Here is a 22,611-nt window from a genome sequence, read left to right on the forward strand (position 1 = left end):
CTCGCGCCCCCTCTCAAAACCCTGCCAGTTGCCTCAGACACCGCCGCAGCACGTCACGCTCCTGCGCGGAAAACTGCGCCATCAGTTCCGCGTCATGATCGCGCGCGTGTCGCGACAGGTCCTCATACGCCTTGCGCCCGGCCGCGGTCAGCTCCAATCTCTCCAGCCGCCGGTCGTTTTCCAGTTCGGCGCGCGTCAGATAGCGTCGCGCCTCCAGTGCCGAAACCGCCCGGCTGATCTTGGTCTTGTGCATGCGGGTCCTGAGCCCGATCGCCTTGGCGGTCATCGGCCCGTAGCGGCCCAGATGAAACAGTACTCTCCACTCCGTCCTGAGCATGCCGTAACGCGCCTTGTAGATGCGCTGGAACGACGTGCCGGCCTGCTCCGCCGCCTGGTTCAGCAGGTAAGGCAGGAAGCTTTGCAGATCGAAGTCGGTCTCTTCCTGCGGCTCGATCTCGGCAGGCGCGGCACGCGACATCCGTGGGGGCATTGATCCGTCCGTCTTGTTAGTTACATTTACAACCAATAGGACGAACGCACGGGAACTGACAAGGCATTGCGCAACGGCAAGTGAATATTAAGTGCTTCACGATGCCAAGGGAGGAGAGGCGCCATGAACGAGCTCTATTCGGCAGCCAAAGCCAAACCGGAGGCGACGGCCGCGACCCCCTCCGCCTACATGCCGGGCTTCGGCAACGATTTCGAGACAGAGGCGCTGCCCGGTGCGCTGCCTCAGGGACAGAACTCCCCGCAGAAATGCAATTACGGGCTTTATGCCGAGCAGCTTTCCGGCACCGCCTTCACCGCGCCACGCGGCCAGAACGAGCGGACCTGGTGCTATCGCATCCGCCCCTCGGTCAAGCACACCGGCCGCTTCGAGAAGATCGACGTGCCCTACTGGAAGAGCGCGCCGAATGTCGATCCGGATGTGATCAGCCTCGGCCAGTACCGCTGGGATCCGGTGCCGATGACGGACACGCCGCTGACCTGGATCACCGGCATGCGGACGATGACCACGGCCGGCGACGTCAACACCCAGGTCGGCATGGCCGCCCACATCTATCTCGTCACCCGGTCCATGGAGGACGAGTATTTCTTCTCCGCCGATTCCGAGCTTCTGGTGGTGCCGCAGGCCGGCCGCTTGCGCTTTGCGACCGAGCTTGGCGTGATCGATCTGGAGCCCAAGGAAATCGCCATCCTGCCCCGCGGCCTCGTCTACCGGGTAGAGGTGCTTGAAGGCCCGGCGCGCGGCTTTGTCTGCGAAAACTACGGCCAGAAGTTCGACCTGCCGGGGCGCGGCCCCATCGGCGCCAACTGCATGGCCAACCCGCGCGACTTCAAAACCCCCGTCGCCGCTTTCGAGGACCGGGAGGCGGACAGCACCGTGGTGGTGAAATGGTGCGGCGCCTTCCATGCGACCAAGATCGGCCATTCGCCGCTCGACGTGGTCGCCTGGCACGGCAACTACGCGCCGTGCAAATACGATCTTCGCACCTATTCGCCGGTCGGCGCGATCCTGTTCGACCACCCGGACCCGTCGATCTTCACGGTGCTGACCGCGCCGTCGGGCCAGCCGGGCACGGCGAACATCGACTTCGTACTGTTCCGTGAGCGCTGGATGGTGGCGGAACATTCCTTCCGCCCGCCCTGGTACCACAAGAACATCATGAGCGAGCTGATGGGCAACATCTACGGCGTCTACGATGCCAAGCCGCAGGGCTTCGTGCCGGGCGGCATGTCGCTTCACAACATGATGCTGCCGCACGGGCCCGACCGCGACGCTTTCGAGGGCGCGTCGAACGCAGACCTCGGGCCGGAAAAACTCGACGAGACCATGAGCTTCATGTTCGAGACGCGCTTTCCCCAGCACCTGACCGCCTTCGCCGCGCGCGAGGCCCCACTGCAGGACAACTACATCGACTGCTGGGACAGCCTGGAAAAGAAGTTCGACGGCACGCCGGGCGTGAAGTAGCCACCCGGCACCCGAAGCGGTGGTCCGCTCTTGTTTTCGCGCCCGCTCCTCCGCTACAAGGCGGCGCCGAACCAACCCGCCTTGAAGCTGCGACGCGCCATCGCCCGGAAAGGGCACGGACGCGGCGGCGAAGGATAACCATGCCCCAGACCTGCCGACGCGTGACGCCGCTCGCCGCCATCGACTATTGCCTCGATCTCCTGCGCCATGCCGGGGTTCCGGCCGACGACGCGGCGACCGTGGCAAGCTGCCTCGTGCGCGCGGACCTGCGCGGGGTCAACACCCACGGCATCACCCGCATGCAGATCTACATGGAGCGCCTCGCCGGCGGCTTCATCAATGCCCGGCCGAACATGGCGGTGAGCCAACCGACGCCGGTCGTCGGCCATATCGACGGCGACGACGCCTTCGGCTTCGTGGTGGCGAAGCGGGCGATGGACGAGGCCATGAAGATGGCGGAGAGCTTCGGCATCGGCATGGTGGGAGCAAACCGCTCCAGCCACTACGGCATGGCCGCCGCCTATATTCTGCAAGCCGCGGAAGCCGGTTTCATCTCCTTCGCCTTCTCCAATGCGCCGGCCGCCATGCCCGCCTGGGGCGGGCGCGCACCGCTGCTCGGCACATCGCCCTTTGCCGCCGGCGCGCCGGCCGGCGAAGGGGCGGCTCCCTTCGTGGTCGATTTCTCTCCCGCCATCACCACCCGAGGCGCCATCCGCCGGGCGATCCGCCACGGCCAGACGCTGTCCCCCGGCCTTGCCCTCGACAAGGAAGGACGCCCGACGACGGATCCGCAAGCCGCCTTCGACGGCGTGGTGCTGCCGATGGGCGGGCCGAAGGGATCGGCGCTCGCCATGCTGATGGACGTGATGAGCGGCGTTTTCACCGGCGCGGGCTTTGCCGGCGGCGTGGGCGACCTTTTCGGCGGCGACCGGCCCCAGGATGTCGGCCATTTCTTCATGGCCATGAAACCGGGGCTGTTTGTGAGCGGCGAAGACTTCCGTGCCCGGATGGAGACGCTGGTGCGCACGGTGCACGACCAGCCGCGCGCCGAAGGCGTCGACGAGGTATTGATGCCCGGCGAGCGCGGCGCGCGCTGCGAAGAGACTTACCGCCGCGAGGGCATCCCCTTTGCGGATGAGGACATCGCGCTTCTGCAGGAAACCGCCCGCATTTACGGCACCACCCCGCTCGCCCTGCTGCCCTGAGGGGGCTGGCTCCGGACAGCCTGTTCCGATTTCCGCCCTGTTCCGATTTCCGGCGGCCGGGCGATTGCGACTTTTCGCGCGCCCGTTTTGCGGGCAGACTCCAACCGCATTTCAAACGATCGAATTTCATTCCGGGCGCCGCCAACGGCGCCCCTCAAACAGTTGTCGCGCCAGAACCGGCGCAGACGGGCGGACCGAAGTCATGATGGAGCACGTCTTTGAGATCGGGGATCGCGCCCCGGACATCGTGAACGTTGTGATCGAGATCCCGAAAACCCCGGCGATGACGCAGAAGCTGGAGGTCGACCTTTGCGACGGCAGCCTTCTCAATGCCGGCGATATCGATCCGCCGATCCCGATCCACTGGCACTACGGCGCCATTCCGCAGACCTTCGGCGGCGAGGGCGAGGCGCTGGACGTGCTGGTGGTGGCCGACGAGAGCGAACGCCGGTCCGGCGAGCGGGTCCGGGTGCGGCCCATCGGCGTCTTCATCGCCATCGATGGGTGGGAAACCAACGACGACAAGATCATCGCCGTGCCCGACACCGAGGCCCATGCCGGCATCCGCGAGATCGGCGATCTGCCGCCGATCGGCACCGGCGTGGACGCAGGCATGCCGCTTGCCGCGGCGATGAACGCCTTTCTGGCGCGTTACCGGCCGGGCGATGCAATCGTCTTCGACGGATGGGGAAACAGCACCGATGCCCGCCGGATCATCCGGCTCGGCATGAACAAGTACCGCTGCGCCCCGCTGGCGCGCACCCGGCGCGATGCGCACACCTTTCCGCTCTATCAGCACATCTTCGTGCCGCCACCGCCGCGCCACTACGGGGCGACACACTATCTGGAGGACGTGGCGCCGGTCCGCGCGCTGTTCGAACGCGAGCCCTGCGATCGCGAATATGGCCACATCGTTTCCGGTGCGGACCTGAAGCGCGAGCTGCGCGCCGTGGGATACGCCGTCGGCCGCTCGCGTCTGCGCGGGCACGACCGCCAACGACTCGTCGCCGAACGGCTCCGGATGGCCGACCTGATGATGCGCTACGGCGCCAAGGTGTTCACCGCGTCCAACGATGCCGACTGGCTGAGGCGGGCCCGCGCGCACGGGGTGGTCACCGCGCATGTGGACCACGAGGACTACGAGGTGGAGAACGTCGCCGGCATCAGCGCGATGGATCTGAGGACGATCCAGTACAAGCGCGCCGACGACACGCACGTGGCGATCGTGGAGCATGGCGTCGGCCGCGAGGCGCTCAAGGACCGGCTGGTGCGCATCGGCGTCGCCGGCCGCGACGAGGACTGCCTGGTCTTCAACGTGCCGGATCGGCTGATCCCCTGGGAAGTACCGGCGCGCCATACCCGCTATACGCAGCTCACCAACTGGGTCGACTACGGCTTCAACATCTGGCCCGACCGGCACAATCGGCCGCATCTGGTCATCGGCGAGGCGGTGGAGAAGATCGCCAGGGCGCGCGGCCGGACACATGAACTCGATGCCTTCATCGAGGTCTGCGCGCCGGAGTTCGAAGGCGTGCACATTTTGCGGCTTGCCGAGGACCACCCCTACGGCGCGCCGACCAACAGCATCGACGTGGGTACAGCGATCATTTCCAACACCAGCCTTGCGCCACACAGTCGGGACGAGATGGAGGAGATCCTGCAGCGCCCGGTCGACAACACGCTGGAGGTGGAGGAGGACGTGCCGGGCCTGCGCTGCGCGGTGTTTCCCATCGACAAGTCCGCCTATTCGATACTTCTGGAGGGCGATCCGCTGCACCATGCTTCGGTCGACCGCTCCTGTATCGACCCGCTCGATCCGATGGATTCCTTCTTCGACGTGCATGGATCCGAGCACGAGAACCTCGCCGCCCGGGTGCGCGAGCGGCGCGAGGCGATGGGAGAGGGCATCTTCGTCCAGAACGCCGTGACGGTCCGCCGCCGGCGCCCGCCCCTGCATCTGTCGCGGCGCCCCAGACGTCACGGACCGGAAACCGGCCGCGCGATGCGCGAGAGGCCGGCCGTCGTCATTCTCGACTGGGACAACACGCTGATCGACGGTACGGCCTATTTCGCCAAGGTCGATGCGGCGGTCTTCGACCAGATCCGGAGGGAAGACGGGGTGGCGGCGAAAGCCCCTCACGTCTCGCTGCCGGGCGAGAGCGATCATGCCTTTTTCGTCCGTCTTCTGGGCTCGGATGCGCTTGCGGATAAGGCGGCGGCGCTGTTTGAGGCCAATACGCGCGGAGGCGGTATTCCGGTCGATTTCCTGCCCGGCGGGGCGGAGCTGCTGCACTTTCTGTACGAAAGCGGCATCCCGCACGCCATCCACTCCAACAGCGAGGACGGCTACCTGCGCGATCTGGTGCGGGTCACCTGCCGGCGCGCGGGGCTCCATGTGCCGCTCACCGTCGGCATCACGCCGGGACGCATCGAAAAGAAGCCCGATCCCGCCGGCATCCACGAGGTCCTGCGGCTTCTGTCGCGCGCAGAGGTGCGCCACGCGGCGGACAGCCGGGTCTGGATCATCGGGGATTCGCCGAAAACCGACGGCATGGCCGGACGGGCCGCGGGCATCAGCGTCGGGCTCGTTCCCTACCGGGGGGCAGGCGACGACGACGCGATCGACCTCGCGCATGAGGACTGGCAGGTCTTTGCCGACCTCGAAGCGGTGAAGCAGGCGATCTCGGACGCGGGATGAGGGCGGGCCTTACCCGGCACACCACCGACATCATTCGGCCTTATGAAAACTTCGTAATTTGCGAAGCTCGCCCAATCATGGCCTAGTAGGGGGAACACACTCTTTCCGGCGATTCACCTTTCAAGCTGCCGAGGATCGATGCCAGGATTTTTCGCCCGCACGCTCGTTGCCGCCCTTCTCCCTCTCGTTGTCGCCGGCCTCATCGCCGGGGCCGGTGCCGCGCCCGCGCTTACCGCCGACGGCGATACGGGACCGCAATGGACCCACGCGACCGCGCTGACGGGGGAACCGAAATACGGGCCCGACGTCGATCACTTCGACTACGTCAACCCGGACGCCCCCAAGGGGGGCACGGTGCGGCTGGCGACCTCCGGCGGCTTCGACACGTTCAACCCGATCCTGTCGCGCGGCAATCCGGCGCCGGGCCTCGGGCTCACCTTCGACCGGCTGATGGACGATGCGCTCGACGAGATGAACATCTCCGCCATCTACGGGCTGATCGCGGAGGCGACCCGGCATCCGGCCGACGATTCCTGGGTGGAGTTCCGTCTCAACCCGAAGGCGCGCTGGCACGACGGTGCGCCGATTACCGTGGACGACGTGGTGTGGAGCTTCGAGAAGCTCGTCGAGGTCAATCCGTCCCAGCGCTTCTATTACCGCAACGTGGTGAAGGCTGAGAAGGTCGCCGACGACGTGGTGCGCTTCACCTTCGACGTGAAGAATAACCGCGAGCTTCCACACATCATGGGGCAGATCCCGGTACTGCCGAAGCACTGGTGGGAGGGAACCGACGCCAACGGCAACAAGCGCGATATCTCCAAGGGCACGCTGGAACCGCCGCTGGGTTCGGGCCCTTACAAGATCAAGTCGTTCGAGGCCAACCGGTCGATCACCTACGAGCGGGTGAAGGACTATTGGGCGGCCGACCTGCCGGTGCGCAAGGGCACCTACAATTTCGACGAGATCCGCTACGACAGCTATATGGACTCGGCTGTCTCTCTGGAGGCGTTCAAAGGCGACCAGTACGATTTCCGCGACGAGCGCTCTGCCAGCGTGTGGGCGAAAGGCTATGATTTTCCTGCCGTCCAAGACGGGCGCGTCATCCGTCAGGAGTTTGCGGACAAGGCTTCGGGAGTAATGCAGGCCTTCGTGCCGAACCTCCGGCTGAAGAAATTCGCCGACCCTCGCGTGCGCGAGGCGCTCAACTACGCCTACGATTTCGAAACGACCAACGAGATCATTTCCGCCGGCCTTCTCAAACGCGTCAACTCCTTCTTCGCCGGCACCGAACTGGCATCCTCCGGACTGCCAAAAGGCGAAGAGCTTAAAATCCTGGAAGGCGTGCGCGACGAGGTGCCGCCGGAGGTCTTCACCACGCCTTACGAGAATCCGGTTGGCGGCAGTCCCCAGAAAGTGCGGGCCAACCTGCGTCACGCGCTGAAGCTGCTGACCGAAGCCGGCTACCGGCTGGACGGCCGCAAGCTGGTGGACGCCTCCGGCAAGCAGCTCTCCATCGAGTTCCTCTACTACGACAAGGGCCAGGAAAAGGGCCTGCTGCCCTATCTGAGCAACCTGAACAGCATCGGCATCGCCACGACACCGCGCCTCGTCGACGTGCCGCAATACATCAATCGGCTGCGCAACCGTGACTTCGAAATACTGACCTACGTGTGGCCGGAATCCCTGTCTCCGGGCAACGAGCAACGGGATTTCTGGGGGGCCGAGGCAGCCGACCGGCCGCAGTCACGCAACGTCGCCGGCATCAAGGACAAGGCCGTCGACACGCTCGTGGACAAGGTGATCTACGCCAAGGACCGGGCTGAACTCGTCGCCGCCACCCATGCGCTCGACCGTGTGCTCTTGTGGAAGCACTTCGTCATCCCGCAATTCTATTCCGACGTCGATCGCACTGCCCGCTGGGACCGCTTCGGGCATCCGGAGAAGATGCCGGAATACACCTACGGCTTCCCGGAAATCTGGTGGTGGGACAAGGCCAAGGCCGCCAAGGTGGGCCCGCAGCCATGAGCCGGGAGCCGAGCCGCCGCACGATTCTGGCCATGGGCGCGGGCGCCGCGCTTGCGCCGCTCGTCCGCGTCCTGCCCGCGCACGCCCAGGAGACGGCCGCAAAGGGCGCCGTCCATGGCCTTTCGGTCTTCGGCGATCTGAAATACGGGGCGGATTTCAAGAATTTCGGTTACGTGAACCCCGACGCCCCGAAGGCGGGGACGATGGCCTTCACCCCGCCGAACTGGGCCTTCAACCAGAACCCGCTCACCTTCGACACGCTGAACACCTTCGTGCTTCGGGGCAACGCCCCGCCGCGCATGGAGTTCTGCTTCGACACGCTGATGGTGCGCGCCGTGGACGAGCCCGACGCCATGTACGGGCTGGTGGCGGAAAGCGTCTCCATCTCCGAGGACGCCAACACCTACACGTTCCACCTGCGCCCCGAGGCGCGCTTCCACGACGGTTCGCCGCTGACGGCCGAGGATGTCGCCTATTCGCTTGGGCTTCTGAAGGAAAAGGGGCATCCGGCGATCACCCAGGCCATCGGCGAAATGACCGGCGCCCGCGCGCTCGACAAGGCCACGGTGGAGGTGACATTTTCCGGCAAGCAGACGCGCCAGCTGCCGCTCACCGTCGCCGGGCTGCCGATCCTGTCGAAGGCCTATTACGAAACCCGCGACTTCACGGCCTCCACGATGGAGCCGCCGCTCGGGTCCGGTCCCTACAAGGTTGGTACGGTCGATCCGGGCCGCTCCATCGAATACGAGCGGGTCCGGGACTGGTGGGCGAAGGACCTTCCCGTCTCGCGCGGCAGCTACAATTTCGACAGGCTCAGGATCGAGTTCTATCGCGAGCGCGACATCGCCTTCGAGGCCTTCAAGAAGGGCAATCTGACCTATCGCGAGGAATTCGTCTCCAAGACCTGGGCGACCGGCTACGACTTTCCCGCCATCCGACAGGGCCGGGTGATCAAGACGACGTTCCCCGACCTGACGCCGGCCGGTGCGCAAGGCTGGTTTTTCAACACCCGGCGGGAGAAGTTCGCCGATCCGCGAACGCGCGAGGCGATCGGGCTCGCCTTCGATTTCGAGTGGACCAACAAGAGCCTCTTTTTCGGGCTCTACCAGCGGACCAATTCGTTCTTCCAGAACTCGCCGATGATGGCGGAGGGCAAGCCCTCGGCCGACGAGATGAAGCTTTTGGAGCTTTTCCGGGGCCAGGTGCCGGACGAGGTCTTCGGCGAGGTGTGGAGCGCGCCGAAATCGGACGGCTCGGGCCGCGACCGCACCCTGCTGCGCCGGGCGAGCGAACTGCTGGCCGAGGCCGGATGGATCCGGCAGGGCAACCGGCTGGTCTCCGCCGACGGCGAGCCGCTGACCATCGAGATCCTCGGCAATTCACCGAGCTTCGAGCGCATCGTGCAGCCCTATGTCAATGCTCTGGAGCGGCTCGGCGTCGCCGCGCAGTTCCGCCTCGTCGATGCCTCGCAGTACCAGTCGCGGCTCAACGATTTCGATTTCGACATGACCGGGCGGCGCTATTCGCTGTCGGCGACGCCAGGAGAGGCGATCCGCCAGTTCTGGGGCAGCCGGGCGGCGGACACGCCGGGCAGCGCCAATCTCGCCGGCATCAAAAGCCCCGCGATCGATGCGCTGATCGAGAAGGTCATCCACGCCGATACCCGCGAGGAGATGACCATCGCGGCGCGCGCGCTCGACCGGGTGCTGAGGGCCGGTCACTACTGGGTGCCGAACTGGTACAAGCCGACCCACACGGTCGCCTACTGGGACAAGTTCGGAATGCCCGAGGCGCCGCCGGCCTACGATTTCCCGGTGGAGACCACGTGGTGGTACGACGAAGACAAGGCGAAGCGAATCGGCAAACCTGACTGAATTGCCGAGGACAAGGTCGCGATCCATTTCCCACTGACACGCGCCGGTCGTCCGGCGGAAGACACGAGACGAGATCCTCGCCCATGGGCGCCTATATTCTCAGACGTCTGCTTCTGATGATCCCGACCATCATCGGCATCATGGCGATCAATTTCGCGATCATCCAGTTCGCGCCCGGCGGGCCGATCGAGCAGATCATCGCCAAGCTGCAGGGCACCGACGTCTCCGCCACCTCGCGCTTTTCCGGCGGCGGCGGCGATTTCGCCGGACAGCAAGCCCAGGCCGGCGGCGGTGAGGGCATCGGTTCAAAGTACCGCGGCGCGCAGGGGCTCGATCCGGAATTCATCAAGTCGCTGGAAAAGCAGTTCGGCTTCGACAAGCCGCCACTCACCCGTTTCGGCGAGATGCTTTGGAACTACGCCCGCTTCGATTTCGGCGAGAGCTATTTCCGTGACATCTCCGTCATCGACCTGATCAAGGAGAAGCTGCCGGTCTCCATCTCGCTGGGGCTTTGGATGACGCTGCTCTCCTACGGCATCTCCATTCCGCTCGGCGTACGCAAGGCGGTCAAGGACGGCTCGCGCTTCGACGTGTGGACCTCGGGCGTCGTCATCATCGGCTACGCCATTCCCGGCTTCCTCTTCGCCGTACTGCTGATCGTGCTGTTTGCCGGCGGCTCCTATTGGGACTGGTTCCCGCTGCGCGGGCTCACGTCGGACAACTGGGAGAGCCTGTCGTGGCCCGCGCGCATCGCGGACTATTTCTGGCACCTGACCTTGCCGCTGATCGCCATGGCGCTGTCGGCCTTCGCCACCACGACGCTGCTTACCAAGAACTCGTTCCTCGACGAGATCCGCAAGCAATACGTGGTCACCGCCCGCGCCAAGGGCCTCAGCGAGCGCAAGGTGCTCTACGGCCACGTCTTCCGCAATGCCATGCTGATCGTCATCGCCGGCTTTCCCGGCGCCTTCATCTCTTCGTTCTTCGCCGGTTCGCTCTTGATCGAGACGATATTCTCGCTCGACGGCATCGGGCTTCTTTCCTACGAATCCGTGCTGAACCGCGACTATCCGGTTGTGTTCGCCACGCTCTACATTTTCTCGCTCCTGAGCCTCGTGGTCGCGCTGATCACCGACCTCACCTACACCTGGATCGATCCACGGATCGATTTCGAAAGCCGGAAGGTCTGAGCGATGGCGATGGATCAAAGGCTCGACCAGGAACTCGAACGCGAAGGCTACGAGGCGCCGACACCGCTTCCCGGCGAGACGCAGGTCCCGCCGAAGCGCTTCGCCATTTCGCCGCTCAACCGCCGCCGGATCGCGAACTTCAAGGCCAACCGGCGCGGCTACTGGGCGTTCTGGATTTTCCTCGTCCTCTTCGTGCTGTCGCTGTTCGCCGACGTGATCGCCAACGACAAGCCGCTGCTCGTCTCCTACAAGGGCGAATTGCTGTCGCCGGTGCTCGTCGACTATCCGGAGGAGAAATTCGGCGGCTTTCTTGCGGTCACCGATTACCGCGATCCCTATATCCAGGACGAGATCAATTCGCACGGCTGGATGATCTGGCCGCCGATCCGCTATTCCTACACCACGGTAAACACGGCGATCCCGACGCCTGCGCCGGCCGCGCCCTCCTGGCAATTCGACAGGGAGACGCGCTGCCAGCGCTACGACAAGGGCGCGGATGACAGCAACTGCACGCTCGGCAACTGGAACTGGCTGGGGACCGACGACCAGGGCCGCGACGTGCTAGCCCGGCTGATCTACGGCTTCCGCCTGTCGGTGCTGTTCGGACTGGTGCTGACCGTTCTCTCCTCGTTCATCGGCGTGGCGGCAGGTGCGGTGCAGGGCTATTACGGCGGCTGGATCGATCTCGGCTTCCAGCGCTTCATCGAGATCTGGACCTCGATGCCTCAGCTCTATCTGATCCTGATCATATCCTCGGTGCTGGTGCCGAATTTCTGGATCCTGTGCGGCATCCTGCTGGCCTTCTCATGGGTGGCGCTGGTCGGGCTGGTGCGCGCGGAATTCCTGCGCGGGCGCAATTTCGAGTACGTGAACGCGGCCCGCGCGCTCGGCGTCGCCAACCGCACCATCATGTTCCGCCACCTTTTGCCCAATGCCATGGTGGCGACGCTGACCTTCCTGCCCTTCATCCTGAACGGCTCGATCTCGACGCTGACCTCGCTCGACTTCCTGGGCTTCGGTCTGCCGCCGGGCTCGCCGTCGCTGGGCGAGCTGCTCAGGCAGGGCAAGGACAACCTGCAGGCGCCCTGGCTGGGCATTTCCGGCTTCATCACCATTTCCCTCATGCTGAGCCTGCTGATCTTCATCGGCGAGGCCGTGCGCGACGCCTTCGATCCGCGCAAGACGTTCAAGTAATCGGGCAAATGAGCGCGCGGCCCGTGATAAGATGGCGGGGCCGCGACGAAGAGGCGGACAAGGAGGGCTCATGAACAGGATCGTGAAGGAGCACTACCCGGTCGAAAAGCTGCCGGAGGACCTGAGAGAGGGACTGGCACCGGGAACCATGGTGAGCGTGACACTGGAAACCGAGGCCTCCGCAGCGACTCCGCGGAGCGTGGAGGATCTGCTGCAACTGACGGAAGTCGTGCGCAGGACTTTGCCGCGCCGGGTGAGCGGGAAAGATGCTGCGCAGCGGATTCGGGATCTCCGGGACGAATGGGACGATTGAATGCTGCCTGTCGAACGTCTCTATCTCGACACGAACATCTTCATCCTGCTGGCTGAAGGCGAGCATGGCCCGGAACTTAACCTGTTGCAGAACCTGGTTCGAATGGTCGCGCGGAAAGACGCCGACCGACCCTTCCTATGCACGAGTGAATTCGCACTCGCGGAACTGCTCGTTCATCCATTGCGAAACACGGATGCAGCATTGCGCCAAGTCTACCAGAACTGGTTCGTCCCTGGCTCGCCGTGGCTGGAAATCGGACCTGCGGACCGCGAGGTTCTTGTGCATGCCGCATGGATCCGAGCGTTGCTCCCCTCCGTCAAGATGCCGGATGCCATCCATCTTTCGACCGCTGTCGGGTTTAAGTGTACCCATTTTCTCACCCGAGACATGAAGCTGCCTGACACCGTTTCCATCCGCGACCCGCTGACAAATGCACCAATAGTTGCGTCCGAACTGTCGATCATACAGCCGACGGTGGAGACGCTCGCAGGCATAGTGGACAGTCTCTCATGACCTCCCCCCTCCTCTCCGTCCGCGACCTTTCCGTCGATTTCGAGCAGGGCGGTAGCGCCACCCATGCGGTGCGCTCGGTTTCCTTCGACATCGCCAAGGGCGAAACCCTCGCGCTCGTCGGCGAGAGCGGGTCGGGCAAGTCGGTCACCGCGCTGTCGATCCTGAAGCTGCTCACCTATCCGCCCGCCTCCCACCCCTCCGGCGCGGTCCTGTTCGAGGGGCAGGACATGATCGCGGCGAGCGACAAGGCGCTGCGCTCCATCCGCGGCAACCGGATCGCGATGATCTTCCAGGAGCCGATGACCTCGCTCAACCCGCTGCACCAGGTGGAGCGGCAGATCACCGAGATCCTCAAGCTCCACCGCGGCATGGGCGATGCGCAGGCGCGGGCGCGCACCATCGAGCTTCTCGACCAGGTCGGCATCCGCGATCCGGAAAGCCGGCTTTCGAGCTACCCGCACCAGCTCTCCGGCGGCCAGCGCCAGCGCGTGATGATCGCCATGGCGCTGGCCAACGAGCCCGATCTCCTGGTCGCCGACGAGCCGACCACCGCGCTCGACGTGACGGTGCAGGCGCAGATCCTCAAGCTCTTGAAGGATCTGCAGGAGCGCCAGGGCATGGCGATGCTGTTCATCACCCACGATCTCGGCATCGTTCGCAAGATCGCCGACCGCGTCTGCGTAATGACGAAAGGCGAGATCGTCGAGCACGGAGCGACGGAACGGATCTTCACCGCGCCTCAGCACGCCTATACGAAGCACCTGATCGAGGCCGAGCCCAAGGGCACGCCGCCGGCGCGCGATCTATCCAGGCCGATCGTCGTGTCGGCCGACGATCTGAAGGTGTGGTTCCCGGTCAAACGCGGCTTCCTGCGCAAGACCGTCGGCTACATCAAGGCGGTAGACGGTATCGATATCGCCGTGCGCGAGGGCCAGACGCTGGGCGTGGTGGGTGAGTCCGGTTCGGGAAAGACGACGCTGGGACTTGCGCTCTTGCGCATGATCTCGTCTGAAGGCCGTATCGCGTTTCTGGGAAGCGACATCCAGCAAAAATCGTGGAAGGAGATGCGCCCGCTCCGGCGCGACATGCAGGTCGTCTTCCAGGACCCGTTCGGCTCGCTGAGCCCGCGCATGTCGGTCGCCGATATCGTCGGCGAGGGGCTGGAGGTGCATTTCCCCGGTATCAGCGCAGGCGAGCGCGACCAGAAGGTGTGCAAGGCGCTTGACGAGGTCGGCATCGATCCGGCCGTGCGCCACCGCTATCCACACGAATTCTCCGGCGGTCAGCGCCAGCGCATCTCGGTCGCCCGCGCCATGGTGCTGGAGCCGAAATTCGTCATGCTGGACGAACCGACCTCGGCGCTCGACATGTCGGTGCAGGCGCAGGTGGTGGACCTTCTGCGCGACCTGCAGAAAAAACACGATCTTGCCTACCTGTTCATCAGCCACGATCTCAAGGTCGTGCGGGCGCTCGCCAATGACGTCATCGTCATGCGCGAAGGCAAGGTGGTGGAGGCGGGCTCCGCGCAGGAGATCTTCGACGCGCCGAAGACCGACTACACGCGGGCACTGATGGCCGCCGCCTTCCGCATCGAGACGGCGCCGGAGGGCGTGGTCAGCGAGTAACGCCCGGGGGCGGGAGGGGGATCGTTCCCCCCCTATTCCTGCAGCAGGGTCACGTTGGGCGTCTGCTCCAGCGATTGCGGCATGTTGAGGCCGTAGAGGCGGTGCAGGACGAAATCGACCTCGTTGGCGAAGAACGGCTTCTTCAGGAGCGCGAAGATGCCGGCCTTGCGGCAGGCGTCCTTCTGGCCGGTGAGATCCTGCGAGGAGATCATCACCATCTTGATGCCGGGAATTTCCGCACGCAGGCGCTGGGCGGCGTGGATGCCGTCGAGGCCGGGCATGTTGTAGTCGAGAAAGATGATGTCGGGATGGGTGCCCTTGAGAAGCGTCAGCGCCTCCTTGCCGCTGTCGACCTCGCTGATCAGCATGTCGAACCGGCAATTGGCCAGCACCTTGTAGATGATGCGGCGGATAACGGCGGAATCGTCCACGATCAGCACGTTCTTGCGCCGCGACAGATTGCGGTGGCTGGTCAGGATGGTGGCGATCTGCTCGGGCGTGAACGGCTTCTTGAGGAAGTCGTAGGAGCCCAGTTCCGCGCCCGCCTTCATCACCGCCGCATCCGCTTCCGTCGACATCAGCGTGACGAAGACGTTGTTGCCCTTGCCGCGCAGCAGTTCCAGCACATCCAGGCCCGACATCTCCGGCATGTTCACGTCGAGAAAGACGATGTCGATCTCGTGGTTCTTCAACGCCGTCAGCGCCTGGTTGCCGTCGGCCGCCTCGCAGATCGTGGCATTCGGCTCGGCGTCGAGCACGGCCTGGCGCAGGATGCGGCGGAGCGTCTGCGAATCGTCGGTGATGAGGACGGTGGGCGGCCTGTCAGACATGGGGTCTCCAATTGCGGCGCGGCCAGCACTAGAGCAGCGTGACGTTCGGCGTGAGTTCCAGCGACTGGGGCATGTTCAGTCCGTAGAGACGGTGCAGGATGAAATCGACTTCCTTGGGGAAGAAGGGTTTCTTGACCAGGCAGTAGATGCCCGCACTGCGACAGGCGTCATGCTGGCCGCTCATGTCCTTCGAGGAGATCATAACGATCTTCACCGCCGGGCTCTGCGCCCGGATGTAGTGGGCCGATTCCACGCCGTTCAGATCGGGCATGTGGTAGTCGAGGAAGATGATGTCGGGCTGCGTGCCCTTGAGCAGGGTCAGCGCCTCCTTGCCGCTGTCGACCTCGCTGATCAGCATGTCGAACCGGCAATTCGCCAGCACCCGATAGATGATCTTCCGCACGGTGGCGGAATCGTCGACGATCAGCACCTTCTTGCGGTCGGACAGGTTGGCGTAGGCGCGCAGGATCGTGCGCACCCGGTCTGCATTGAAGGGCTTCTTCAGGAAGTCGTAGGAACCGAGCTCGTTGCCCGCCTTGATCAGGACCTCGTTGGCGTCCGTCGACATCAGAACCACGAACAGGCTGTCGCCCTTCTTCTTGAGAAGATGAAGCGCATGCAGCCCGGAGAGTTCGGGCATGTTGATGTCGAGGAAGACCACGTCGATCGGGTTGTCGACGATCGCCTTCAGCGCCGTATTGCCGTTGTCGGCCTCGACGATCTCGGCGTTCGGGACGATCTCGTTCAGGAATTCTCGCAATTTCATCCGAAGCACGGTGGAATCGTCAGCGATAAGTATCCTCAGGCTCTGTTCCAGACTCATGTGTTGCGTGCTTCCGTGAGACATTGAGAAGAGCGGGCGACGACCTGCCGGCCGGGATGTCATCAGCACTCATTACATGAATAATTCTTCATATTATGTGAATACCACTCGATTCCACAGGTAGACGCGGACATTATATTGTTATATATGCTTATGTATTATGCCTTATAGGTCAATTTCTTTATCGCGTCATGCGGCGGATGAGGCGCCGAGCTGCTTGAGGAAGTCGATCTGTCCCATCACCTTGTCGACGCCGGAACGATGGGCGGAGAGGATCTCGTTCAGGCCGGCGAGCGAGCGTTCGATGTGGCCGCTCTGGTCGAAGATCTCCTCCACCTTGACGATGACGTCGCGATAGCGGTCGCCTTCGCGCGCGATCTGCTCCTTGGTGGCCTCGATGATGGTGCCGAGCTGTTCCAGCGAGGTTTCGATGTCGCCGACGGCGGCCTGGGTCTTGCCGAGCGACGACTTGGTGTCGTTGGCGAGTTTCTTGACTTCGCCGGCGACCACGGAGAACCCCTTGCCGGCCTCGCCGGCGCGGGCGGCCTCGATTGTGGCGTTCAGCGCCAGAAGGTTGGTCTGGCCGGTGATGTTGTCGATGATGGCGAGGACCTGACGAAGCGCGGACAGGGAATCGCTGAGGCTCTGGAACTTGCCGGCGAGTTGCTCGGTGTTGCTGGAACCGGCCGCGCCCATGCCCGCTGCACCCGCCCCCATGGCGTTGCGGATGCCATCGATGATGCCGCCGACCTGCGAAACCTCGCCGAGCACGCCTTCAACCTTGCCGGTAATGCTCAGATGCTCGACGATATCGGCGATGATGCGGCTGCGCAGCGTGTTGAGCATCTCTACCTGGCTCAGGCGACGTCGCGTGAAATATTCCACGAAGCGGGCATAATAGTTCGCGAAATTGTCGATCAGCTCGTCGGCGTACTCCTCCTCCACATCCGCGAAAAAGACGAGCGCGACCAGGGTCTGGTTGATGTTGATGCCGAAGAGTTCGCCGAAGGTGGAAAAGCCCGCCGCCTGCACCGGCCAGATGTCGCGCGCCTCGGCGAGCTTGTCCGGATTGGTCAGCCGGCGCAGAATGCAGTCGTTCATCAGCACCGCGGCTGGTTTCGGCTTGCCGCGCAGATAGGCCGTAACGTCTTGCCGGGTCTGCTGCAGGAAATCCGTCGGCTCCAGCATGACCAGTTCGTCGCCCGGCCCGACATCGCAATAGAAGCTGACCACCCGCCGTTCCGCGTCGATCCCGGCGACGGAGCGCACGAAAATCTCGCCTTGCAGGCTGATGCCGAAGGCGCGACCGCCCAGCCGCTCCGCGACCTGATCCGGGCTCACGTGCAGCGTCGTGGCGAGCGCGTCGACGAGGGAGACGACCTCGCCGGTCTGAGGATCGAGAACGGCACTGACCGTGCGATGATCCACGTCCGCATCCACGACGACGAAGTTCGGACCGGTCACCTTGAAGTTCTGGCTCTTCATCACGCCGTAGCGGTTGCCGGGCGCGAGGCGGACGAAGATCAGCAGGGCATGGTTTTCCAGTGCCTGCCGGCCATCGTGGAGCTGGGTCTTCTTGAAATCGAGCTTGCCACCGGCCGACCCGCCGACGAAGACGCATGGAAAGCGGGCCGAGCGATAGACGGCTTCCATGAAGTAGTTCTCGGAATTGGACAGGCCGTCGATGAAGGTCAGCGCAAAGCAGGTGTGCGAATCGAGGGAAAAGCGAGGCCTGACAGAGTTCAGCGCATCGCGGATGCGGTCGATGCGGGTGGCGCGGTCCATGGCAGCGCCGCCGGAGCGGATGTCTTGGCAGTGCAGGGGAACGGCGAAGACATCTGTCTCCGCGATCAGCCGCGGCGAGAAGACCTGCACCACGACGCTGTTCCAGTTGCCCTCGGTGCCGCAGTAGAGGCTGCCCTTGCCGCCCGAACACAGTTCGCCCGCCGTCGTGGTGGCCACCACGCGGGCCCCGCCGGCGAGCCCCTGGACAGCGCGCACCGTCGCCGCGAAATCGACATTGGGGGAGACGAAGGCCACCACCAGCGCCGCCTCGGCGCCGGCGAAGCGGAAATCCTCGACGCTCAGGCCATCAAGACGCTCATTCGTCAGCAGGGAGCGGACGGGCTCGGTTTCCATCCCGGTTTGCGGCGAAACGATCGCCTCGGCGTCAATGTCGGCGGAGATCGTCTCCGGCTCCCCGAAACGCGCCTTCATTCGCTTGAGCATCTTGCCTCTCGGACTATCGGGAAATTGCAATATTCGCGACTTTGATCCGAGTAACTATCGCGTCCTTGTTCTAATAGAAGGATAACGAATATTCTTTTCTGCATATATATTCGTACATACGTAAATATACGACGCGAAGAAAATTCGAAAAAGAGTTCAATCCCTCAAGCAAATGGGGCTGGCCCCGCCCTAGAAGGGGGTGCGGGCCCGCAATGCCTGGGCAAGCGTGCCCTCGTCGAGATAGTCGAGCTCGCCACCGACCGGCACGCCGTGGGCGAGGCGGGAGACCTTGACGTGAAGGCCGGCGAGCTGATCGGTCACGTAATGCGCCGTGGTCTGGCCTTCCACGGTGGCGTTGACGGCGAGGATCACCTCGGTGACGCCGGCGGCGCGCACGCGCTCCACAAGGCCGGCAATGTTGAGATCCTCCGGCCCGACCCCGTCGAGCGGCGACAGCGTGCCTCCCAGAACGTGATAGCGGGCATTGATCGCCTGGGCGCGCTCCAGCGCCCACAGGTCGGAGACATCCTCGACCACCACGATCGTCGTGCCGTCGCGGCGCGGATCGGCGCACACGGTGCAAGGATCGCAGGTATCGACATTGCCGCACGTGGAGCACACGCGCACCTCGGCAAGCGCCACCTCCATCGCCCGCGTCAGCGGGGCGAAGAGCTGGTCCTTCTTCTGGATCAGATGCAGGGCGGCGCGGCGGGCCGAGCGCGGCCCGAGCCCCGGCAGCTTGGCCAGGAGCTGGATCAGCGTCTCGATTTCCGGACCCGCGACCTTTCGGCTGCTCATCGGCGCAAGATACCCGTCCGCACGTTCACGCCCATTCAGAACGGCAGCTTCATGCCGGCAGGCAGTCCCATGCCGGACATAAGCTCCTGGGTCTTTTCCTGCATGGCCGCCTCGGCCTTTGCCTTGGCGTCGTTGTGGGCGGCGAGGATCAGGTCTTCCAGGATCTCGACTTCGTCTTCCTTGGCGAGCGAGGGATCGATCTTCAGGCTCTTCATCTCGCCCTTGCCGCTCATCACGACGCTCACGAGGCCGCCGCCGGACGAACCGGCCACCTCGATCTGGCCGATTTCTTCCTGCAGGGAGCCCATCTGCTCCTGGATCTGCTTGGCCTGCTTCATCATCTTCAGGAAGTCCATGGTCCCAAACCTTTTTCGTTCTCACAGTCGGTCGCGGGCCGCCTGCCGGCGGGATCAGTCCTCGGCGCCGGGAACCGGTTCATCATCCGCATCGCCATCGCCGCCATCGGCAAGCTCCTCGTCGGGAGCCGGCACCGCCTCGTCCGCGGGCTCATCCTCCAGCACCCGCACGTCCACCACCTTGGCGCCGGGAAAGGCCTCCAGGACGGCGCTGACGGCGGGATCGGCCATGGCGTCGGAGACGATCTTGGCCTGCACGGCCTGCCGTTCCTCGTAGATCGTGGGACCAGCCTCGCCGCGCACGACGGAGACGATCCAGCGCTCGCCGGTCCACTCGCCGAGCCGGTGGCCGAGCTTGCCGGCGACATCGGCCTGCGCACCTTCGTCGATCACCACCTCGATGCGGCCCTGCTCGAATTTCACGAGCCGCATCTGCCGTTCGACGGCGAATTTAAGCGTCACCTCTCGGTGGCGCGCGCACAGCGCCGCGACATCCTCAAGGCTGGTGAGCCTTTCGCCGGCGGCAACCGCAGGCTGCGGTGCGGGATCGGGCTGCGGCGCGACTTCGGCATGCTCGTAGGCTTCCGGATCGGGAGCCGGTTCCGGGGCAAGTTTCGGGGCCGACCGCCCTCCGGCCACCGCGTGAAGCCGCGGACCTGAGGGGCTGACGGCACCGGACATCGTCGGACCGCCCTGGTAATCGCCGGGCCGGGGCGCAGAGCCCGCCATCGCGGCACCTTGCGTGGAGACTTGACCGCCACCCTGCGCGATGGGGCCAGCCGAGCCCGAACCGCCCGAACCGTTGCCTGAACCGCTCCCGGAAGCAGCCGCGTTCCCGCCGCCCTCGGCAAGAAGCCGCAGCGCCTCATCGGGCGTGGGAAGATCCGCCGCATAGCACAGCCGGACGAGCGCCATGTCGGCGGCCGCCAGCGGCTTGGGCGCGTTCTGGACTTCCGGGATCGCCTTGAGCAGCATCTGCCAGGCGCGGTTCAGTACCCGCATGGAGAGATCGCGCGCGAAGGCTTGGCCGCGCTGGCGCTCCATCTCGGTGACGGATGCGTCGTCGCCGGCGTCCGGCACGATCTTCAGCCTTGTGACCAGATGGACGAAATCGGCGAGATCGGTGAGCACGACGCCCGGATCCGCGCCGATATCGTATTGCGCGCGCAATTCCGACAGCGCGCCGGCGGCATCGCCCTTCATGGCGTGTTCGAAGAGATCGATCACCCGGGCCCGGTCGGCGAGCCCCAGCATGGAGCGCAGGTCTTCCGCCGTGATGCGTCCGGCCCCATGCGCCATGGCCTGGTCGAGCAGCGACAACGCGTCGCGCACCGAGCCCTCGGCGGCACGCGCCACCAGCGCCAGCGCCTCGTCCTCGATCTCCACCTTCTCCGCATCGGAGATGCGCCTGAGATGGGCGACCAGCGTTCCCGCTTCGATTCGGCGCAGGTCGAAGCGCTGGCAGCGCGACAGGACCGTGACCGGCACCTTGCGGATCTCGGTGGTGGCGAAGATGAACTTCACATGCTCCGGCGGCTCCTCGAGCGTCTTCAGCAGCCCGTTGAAGGCCGCGTTCGACAGCATGTGCACCTCGTCGATGATGTAGACCTTGTAGCGCGCAGAAACGGGGCGATAGCGCGCGGCGTCGGTGATCTCGCGAATGTCTGCGATGCCGGTATGGGAGGCGGCGTCCATCTCGATCACGTCGACATGGCGGCCTTCCATGATCGCCTGGCAATGGGTGCCGAGACGGTCGAGATGGATCGTCGGCTTGTCGATCTCGCCGGGAATCTCGAAATTCAGCGCCCGCGCCAATATGCGCGCCGTTGTCGTCTTGCCGACGCCGCGCACACCGGTAAGGATCCAACCTTGCGCGATGCGGCCGGTGTCGAATGCATTGGAAAGGGTGCGCACCATCGGCTCCTGGCCGATGAGATCGTCGAAATTGCGCGGGCGGTACTTGCGTGCGAGAACCCGATAGGCGCCCTGGGACGGCTCGGAGGCTTGCTCGGACGTGTTTTCAGACGCACTCAGCGGCGCACCTTGCCCCGGTTCGGGCGGCGTTGCGGGCAGATCACCCGTCGTCTCGTCGTCGCTGGTGAGAGTGCCGTCCACCGGGCCGTCACGCCTTCATCCGGACCGCGTGGCTGCCGCGGCCGGCTTTGCAAGCGATCGCGCGCCGTGCGGAGAAACACAAATCCCGCGGGCCTTCGCCGGCCGACCGGTCCGGAGGCAGTCGCGGGGGAAAAGGGTGGGAGGTTGAGCAAACGTGACCCGCGCCGAAACTCGTTGGGGCTGCTTCCTTCCGGACCTGACCCGGTTGGCGAGTGGCTCGTCCACTGCCAACCTCCCGAGCCCGTTATATCAGGATTGAGGTGGGGATTGGCAAGGGGGTAGGAACGGATAAGAACAAGGCTGGTGAAAACACACCCGCCGGGGACGCGTTCCGCGCGTCTTTCGCCTCCTCTCCACCCGCAACCGAAACCGTTTTACAAAGCTGTTCTTGGGCAGCTCCCTCCAGCTCCAAGGAGCCACGATGACAGACGAATTCACCCTCGACCCGCGTCTGGAAGCAGACAGCATCAGCCTCACCGACATGCCGCTTTCGCATGTGCGGCTGATGAACGATGCCCGCTTTCCCTGGCTGGTGCTGGTGCCGCGGAAAACGGGGCTTGAGGAACTGGCGGATCTGGAAGCGGGAGAACGCACGTTGCTGATGGAGGAAATCGCCCACGCTTCCAGCGTGCTCCGGCAGGCCACCAGCTGCGACAAGATCAATGTCGGCGCGCTCGGCAACGTGGTGCGCCAGCTCCACGTCCACGTCATTGCCCGTTTCGAGGGCGACGACGCCTGGGACGGCCCGGTGTGGGGTGTCGGCGAGCCGGAGCCCTATGACGATGAGGCCCGCGAGCGCATGTGTGAGGAGCTCATCAGCCGCCTTCGCGTGCGGTCCCGCTAGCGCATGT

At 64.6% G+C, this 22,611-nt stretch carries 18 protein-coding genes and 1 other RNA gene; 11 read left to right on the top strand and 8 right to left on the bottom strand.

What is annotated here, in order from left to right:
* Window positions 1–13 precede the first annotated feature (13 nt).
* Window positions 14–490 carry a MarR family winged helix-turn-helix transcriptional regulator gene (locus tag V2L18_RS10930; protein WP_336178258.1) on the bottom strand — a complete coding sequence of 159 codons (477 nt, stop codon included), beginning with the start codon at window positions 488–490 and terminating at the stop codon, window positions 14–16.
* A gap of 189 nt (window positions 491–679) precedes the next feature.
* Between V2L18_RS10930 and hmgA the strand changes: the two genes are divergently transcribed.
* From hmgA to V2L18_RS10980, 10 genes are all read left to right on the top strand, one after another.
* Window positions 680–1,972: a homogentisate 1,2-dioxygenase gene (gene hmgA, locus V2L18_RS10935; protein ID WP_336178296.1), complete on the top strand. Its 1,293-nt coding sequence runs from the start codon at window positions 680–682 to the stop codon at window positions 1,970–1,972.
* Window positions 1,973–2,112: 140 nt separating this feature from the next.
* The gene (locus V2L18_RS10940) at window positions 2,113–3,177 is read left to right on the top strand and encodes an Ldh family oxidoreductase (protein ID WP_336178259.1); all 1,065 of its coding nucleotides are present in this window, start codon (window positions 2,113–2,115) and stop codon (window positions 3,175–3,177) included.
* A gap of 202 nt (window positions 3,178–3,379) precedes the next feature.
* Window positions 3,380–5,875 (top strand): inorganic diphosphatase, encoded by a 2,496-nt coding sequence (locus V2L18_RS10945; RefSeq protein ID WP_336178260.1) that lies wholly within the window; start codon window positions 3,380–3,382, stop codon window positions 5,873–5,875.
* A gap of 138 nt (window positions 5,876–6,013) precedes the next feature.
* On the top strand, window positions 6,014–7,900 hold the full coding sequence (locus V2L18_RS10950) for an extracellular solute-binding protein (RefSeq protein ID WP_336178261.1): 1,887 nt from the start codon (window positions 6,014–6,016) through the stop codon (window positions 7,898–7,900).
* Window positions 7,897–9,774: an extracellular solute-binding protein gene (locus V2L18_RS10955; RefSeq protein ID WP_336178262.1), complete on the top strand. Its 1,878-nt coding sequence runs from the start codon at window positions 7,897–7,899 to the stop codon at window positions 9,772–9,774. Before V2L18_RS10950 ends, V2L18_RS10955 begins: the two co-directional genes overlap by 4 nt.
* 83 nt (window positions 9,775–9,857) lie before the next feature.
* On the top strand, window positions 9,858–10,964 hold the full coding sequence (locus tag V2L18_RS10960) for a microcin C ABC transporter permease YejB (protein ID WP_336178263.1): 1,107 nt from the start codon (window positions 9,858–9,860) through the stop codon (window positions 10,962–10,964).
* Between the two features lie 9 nt (window positions 10,965–10,973).
* Window positions 10,974–12,158, top strand: a complete 1,185-nt coding sequence (locus tag V2L18_RS10965; RefSeq protein ID WP_336178297.1) for an ABC transporter permease — start codon at window positions 10,974–10,976, stop codon at window positions 12,156–12,158.
* Window positions 12,159–12,228: 70 nt separating this feature from the next.
* Window positions 12,229–12,471 carry a hypothetical protein gene (locus V2L18_RS10970; protein ID WP_336178264.1) on the top strand — a complete coding sequence of 81 codons (243 nt, stop codon included), beginning with the start codon at window positions 12,229–12,231 and terminating at the stop codon, window positions 12,469–12,471.
* Window positions 12,472–12,984, top strand: a complete 513-nt coding sequence (locus tag V2L18_RS10975) for a type II toxin-antitoxin system VapC family toxin (protein WP_336178265.1) — start codon at window positions 12,472–12,474, stop codon at window positions 12,982–12,984.
* On the top strand, window positions 12,981–14,609 hold the full coding sequence (locus tag V2L18_RS10980) for an ABC transporter ATP-binding protein (RefSeq protein ID WP_336178266.1): 1,629 nt from the start codon (window positions 12,981–12,983) through the stop codon (window positions 14,607–14,609). The genes V2L18_RS10975 and V2L18_RS10980 overlap by 4 nt, the downstream gene beginning before the upstream one ends.
* Before the next feature lie 32 nt (window positions 14,610–14,641).
* On the opposite strand, the gene V2L18_RS10985 is transcribed toward V2L18_RS10980, so the two are convergent.
* The 7 genes from V2L18_RS10985 to ffs form a co-directional block, all read right to left on the bottom strand.
* Window positions 14,642–15,439: a response regulator gene (locus V2L18_RS10985; protein WP_336178267.1), complete on the bottom strand. Its 798-nt coding sequence runs from the start codon at window positions 15,437–15,439 to the stop codon at window positions 14,642–14,644.
* A gap of 28 nt (window positions 15,440–15,467) precedes the next feature.
* A complete protein-coding gene (locus V2L18_RS10990) occupies window positions 15,468–16,262 on the bottom strand; it encodes a response regulator (RefSeq protein WP_336178268.1) in 795 nt (264 codons plus the stop codon).
* Window positions 16,263–16,451: 189 nt separating this feature from the next.
* On the bottom strand, window positions 16,452–18,491 hold the full coding sequence (locus V2L18_RS10995; protein WP_336178269.1) for a methyl-accepting chemotaxis protein: 2,040 nt from the start codon (window positions 18,489–18,491) through the stop codon (window positions 16,452–16,454).
* Between the two features lie 189 nt (window positions 18,492–18,680).
* A complete protein-coding gene (recR, locus tag V2L18_RS11000) occupies window positions 18,681–19,289 on the bottom strand; it encodes a recombination mediator RecR (RefSeq protein WP_336178270.1) in 609 nt (202 codons plus the stop codon).
* Window positions 19,290–19,324: 35 nt separating this feature from the next.
* Entirely contained in the window at window positions 19,325–19,645 is a 321-nt protein-coding gene (locus tag V2L18_RS11005; protein ID WP_336178271.1) for a YbaB/EbfC family nucleoid-associated protein, read from the bottom strand.
* A gap of 54 nt (window positions 19,646–19,699) precedes the next feature.
* Entirely contained in the window at window positions 19,700–21,679 is a 1,980-nt protein-coding gene (locus V2L18_RS11010; protein ID WP_336178298.1) for a DNA polymerase III subunit gamma/tau, read from the bottom strand.
* Between the two features lie 221 nt (window positions 21,680–21,900).
* Window positions 21,901–21,993: signal recognition particle sRNA small type (gene ffs / locus V2L18_RS11015), an RNA gene on the bottom strand.
* A 188-nt stretch (window positions 21,994–22,181) separates the two neighbouring features.
* Here ffs and V2L18_RS11020 point away from each other — a divergent pair.
* A complete protein-coding gene (locus tag V2L18_RS11020; RefSeq protein WP_336178272.1) occupies window positions 22,182–22,604 on the top strand; it encodes an HIT family protein in 423 nt (140 codons plus the stop codon).
* Window positions 22,605–22,611: the final 7 nt, after the last annotated feature.

The organism is Breoghania sp. JC706, from assembly GCF_037026715.1.
Taxonomy (GTDB): Bacteria; Pseudomonadota; Alphaproteobacteria; order Rhizobiales; family Stappiaceae; genus Breoghania.

Coding starts and splice junctions, on each gene's coding strand:
- V2L18_RS10945 (WP_336178260.1), top strand. CDS start 3,380: ATGATGGAGCACGTCTTTGAGATCGGGGATCGCGCCCCGGACATCGTG.
- hmgA (WP_336178296.1), top strand. CDS start 680: ATGCCGGGCTTCGGCAACGATTTCGAGACAGAGGCGCTGCCCGGTGCG.
- V2L18_RS11005 (WP_336178271.1), bottom strand. CDS start 19,645: ATGGACTTCCTGAAGATGATGAAGCAGGCCAAGCAGATCCAGGAGCAG.
- V2L18_RS10930 (WP_336178258.1), bottom strand. CDS start 490: ATGCCCCCACGGATGTCGCGTGCCGCGCCTGCCGAGATCGAGCCGCAG.
- V2L18_RS10985 (WP_336178267.1), bottom strand. CDS start 15,439: ATGTCTGACAGGCCGCCCACCGTCCTCATCACCGACGATTCGCAGACG.
- V2L18_RS11020 (WP_336178272.1), top strand. CDS start 22,182: ATGACAGACGAATTCACCCTCGACCCGCGTCTGGAAGCAGACAGCATC.
- recR (WP_336178270.1), bottom strand. CDS start 19,289: ATGAGCAGCCGAAAGGTCGCGGGTCCGGAAATCGAGACGCTGATCCAG.
- V2L18_RS10965 (WP_336178297.1), top strand. CDS start 10,974: ATGGATCAAAGGCTCGACCAGGAACTCGAACGCGAAGGCTACGAGGCG.
- V2L18_RS10955 (WP_336178262.1), top strand. CDS start 7,897: ATGAGCCGGGAGCCGAGCCGCCGCACGATTCTGGCCATGGGCGCGGGC.
- V2L18_RS10980 (WP_336178266.1), top strand. CDS start 12,981: ATGACCTCCCCCCTCCTCTCCGTCCGCGACCTTTCCGTCGATTTCGAG.
- V2L18_RS10950 (WP_336178261.1), top strand. CDS start 6,014: ATGCCAGGATTTTTCGCCCGCACGCTCGTTGCCGCCCTTCTCCCTCTC.
- V2L18_RS10975 (WP_336178265.1), top strand. CDS start 12,472: ATGCTGCCTGTCGAACGTCTCTATCTCGACACGAACATCTTCATCCTG.
- V2L18_RS10960 (WP_336178263.1), top strand. CDS start 9,858: ATGGGCGCCTATATTCTCAGACGTCTGCTTCTGATGATCCCGACCATC.
- V2L18_RS10995 (WP_336178269.1), bottom strand. CDS start 18,491: ATGCTCAAGCGAATGAAGGCGCGTTTCGGGGAGCCGGAGACGATCTCC.
- V2L18_RS10940 (WP_336178259.1), top strand. CDS start 2,113: ATGCCCCAGACCTGCCGACGCGTGACGCCGCTCGCCGCCATCGACTAT.
- V2L18_RS10970 (WP_336178264.1), top strand. CDS start 12,229: ATGAACAGGATCGTGAAGGAGCACTACCCGGTCGAAAAGCTGCCGGAG.
- V2L18_RS10990 (WP_336178268.1), bottom strand. CDS start 16,262: ATGAGTCTGGAACAGAGCCTGAGGATACTTATCGCTGACGATTCCACC.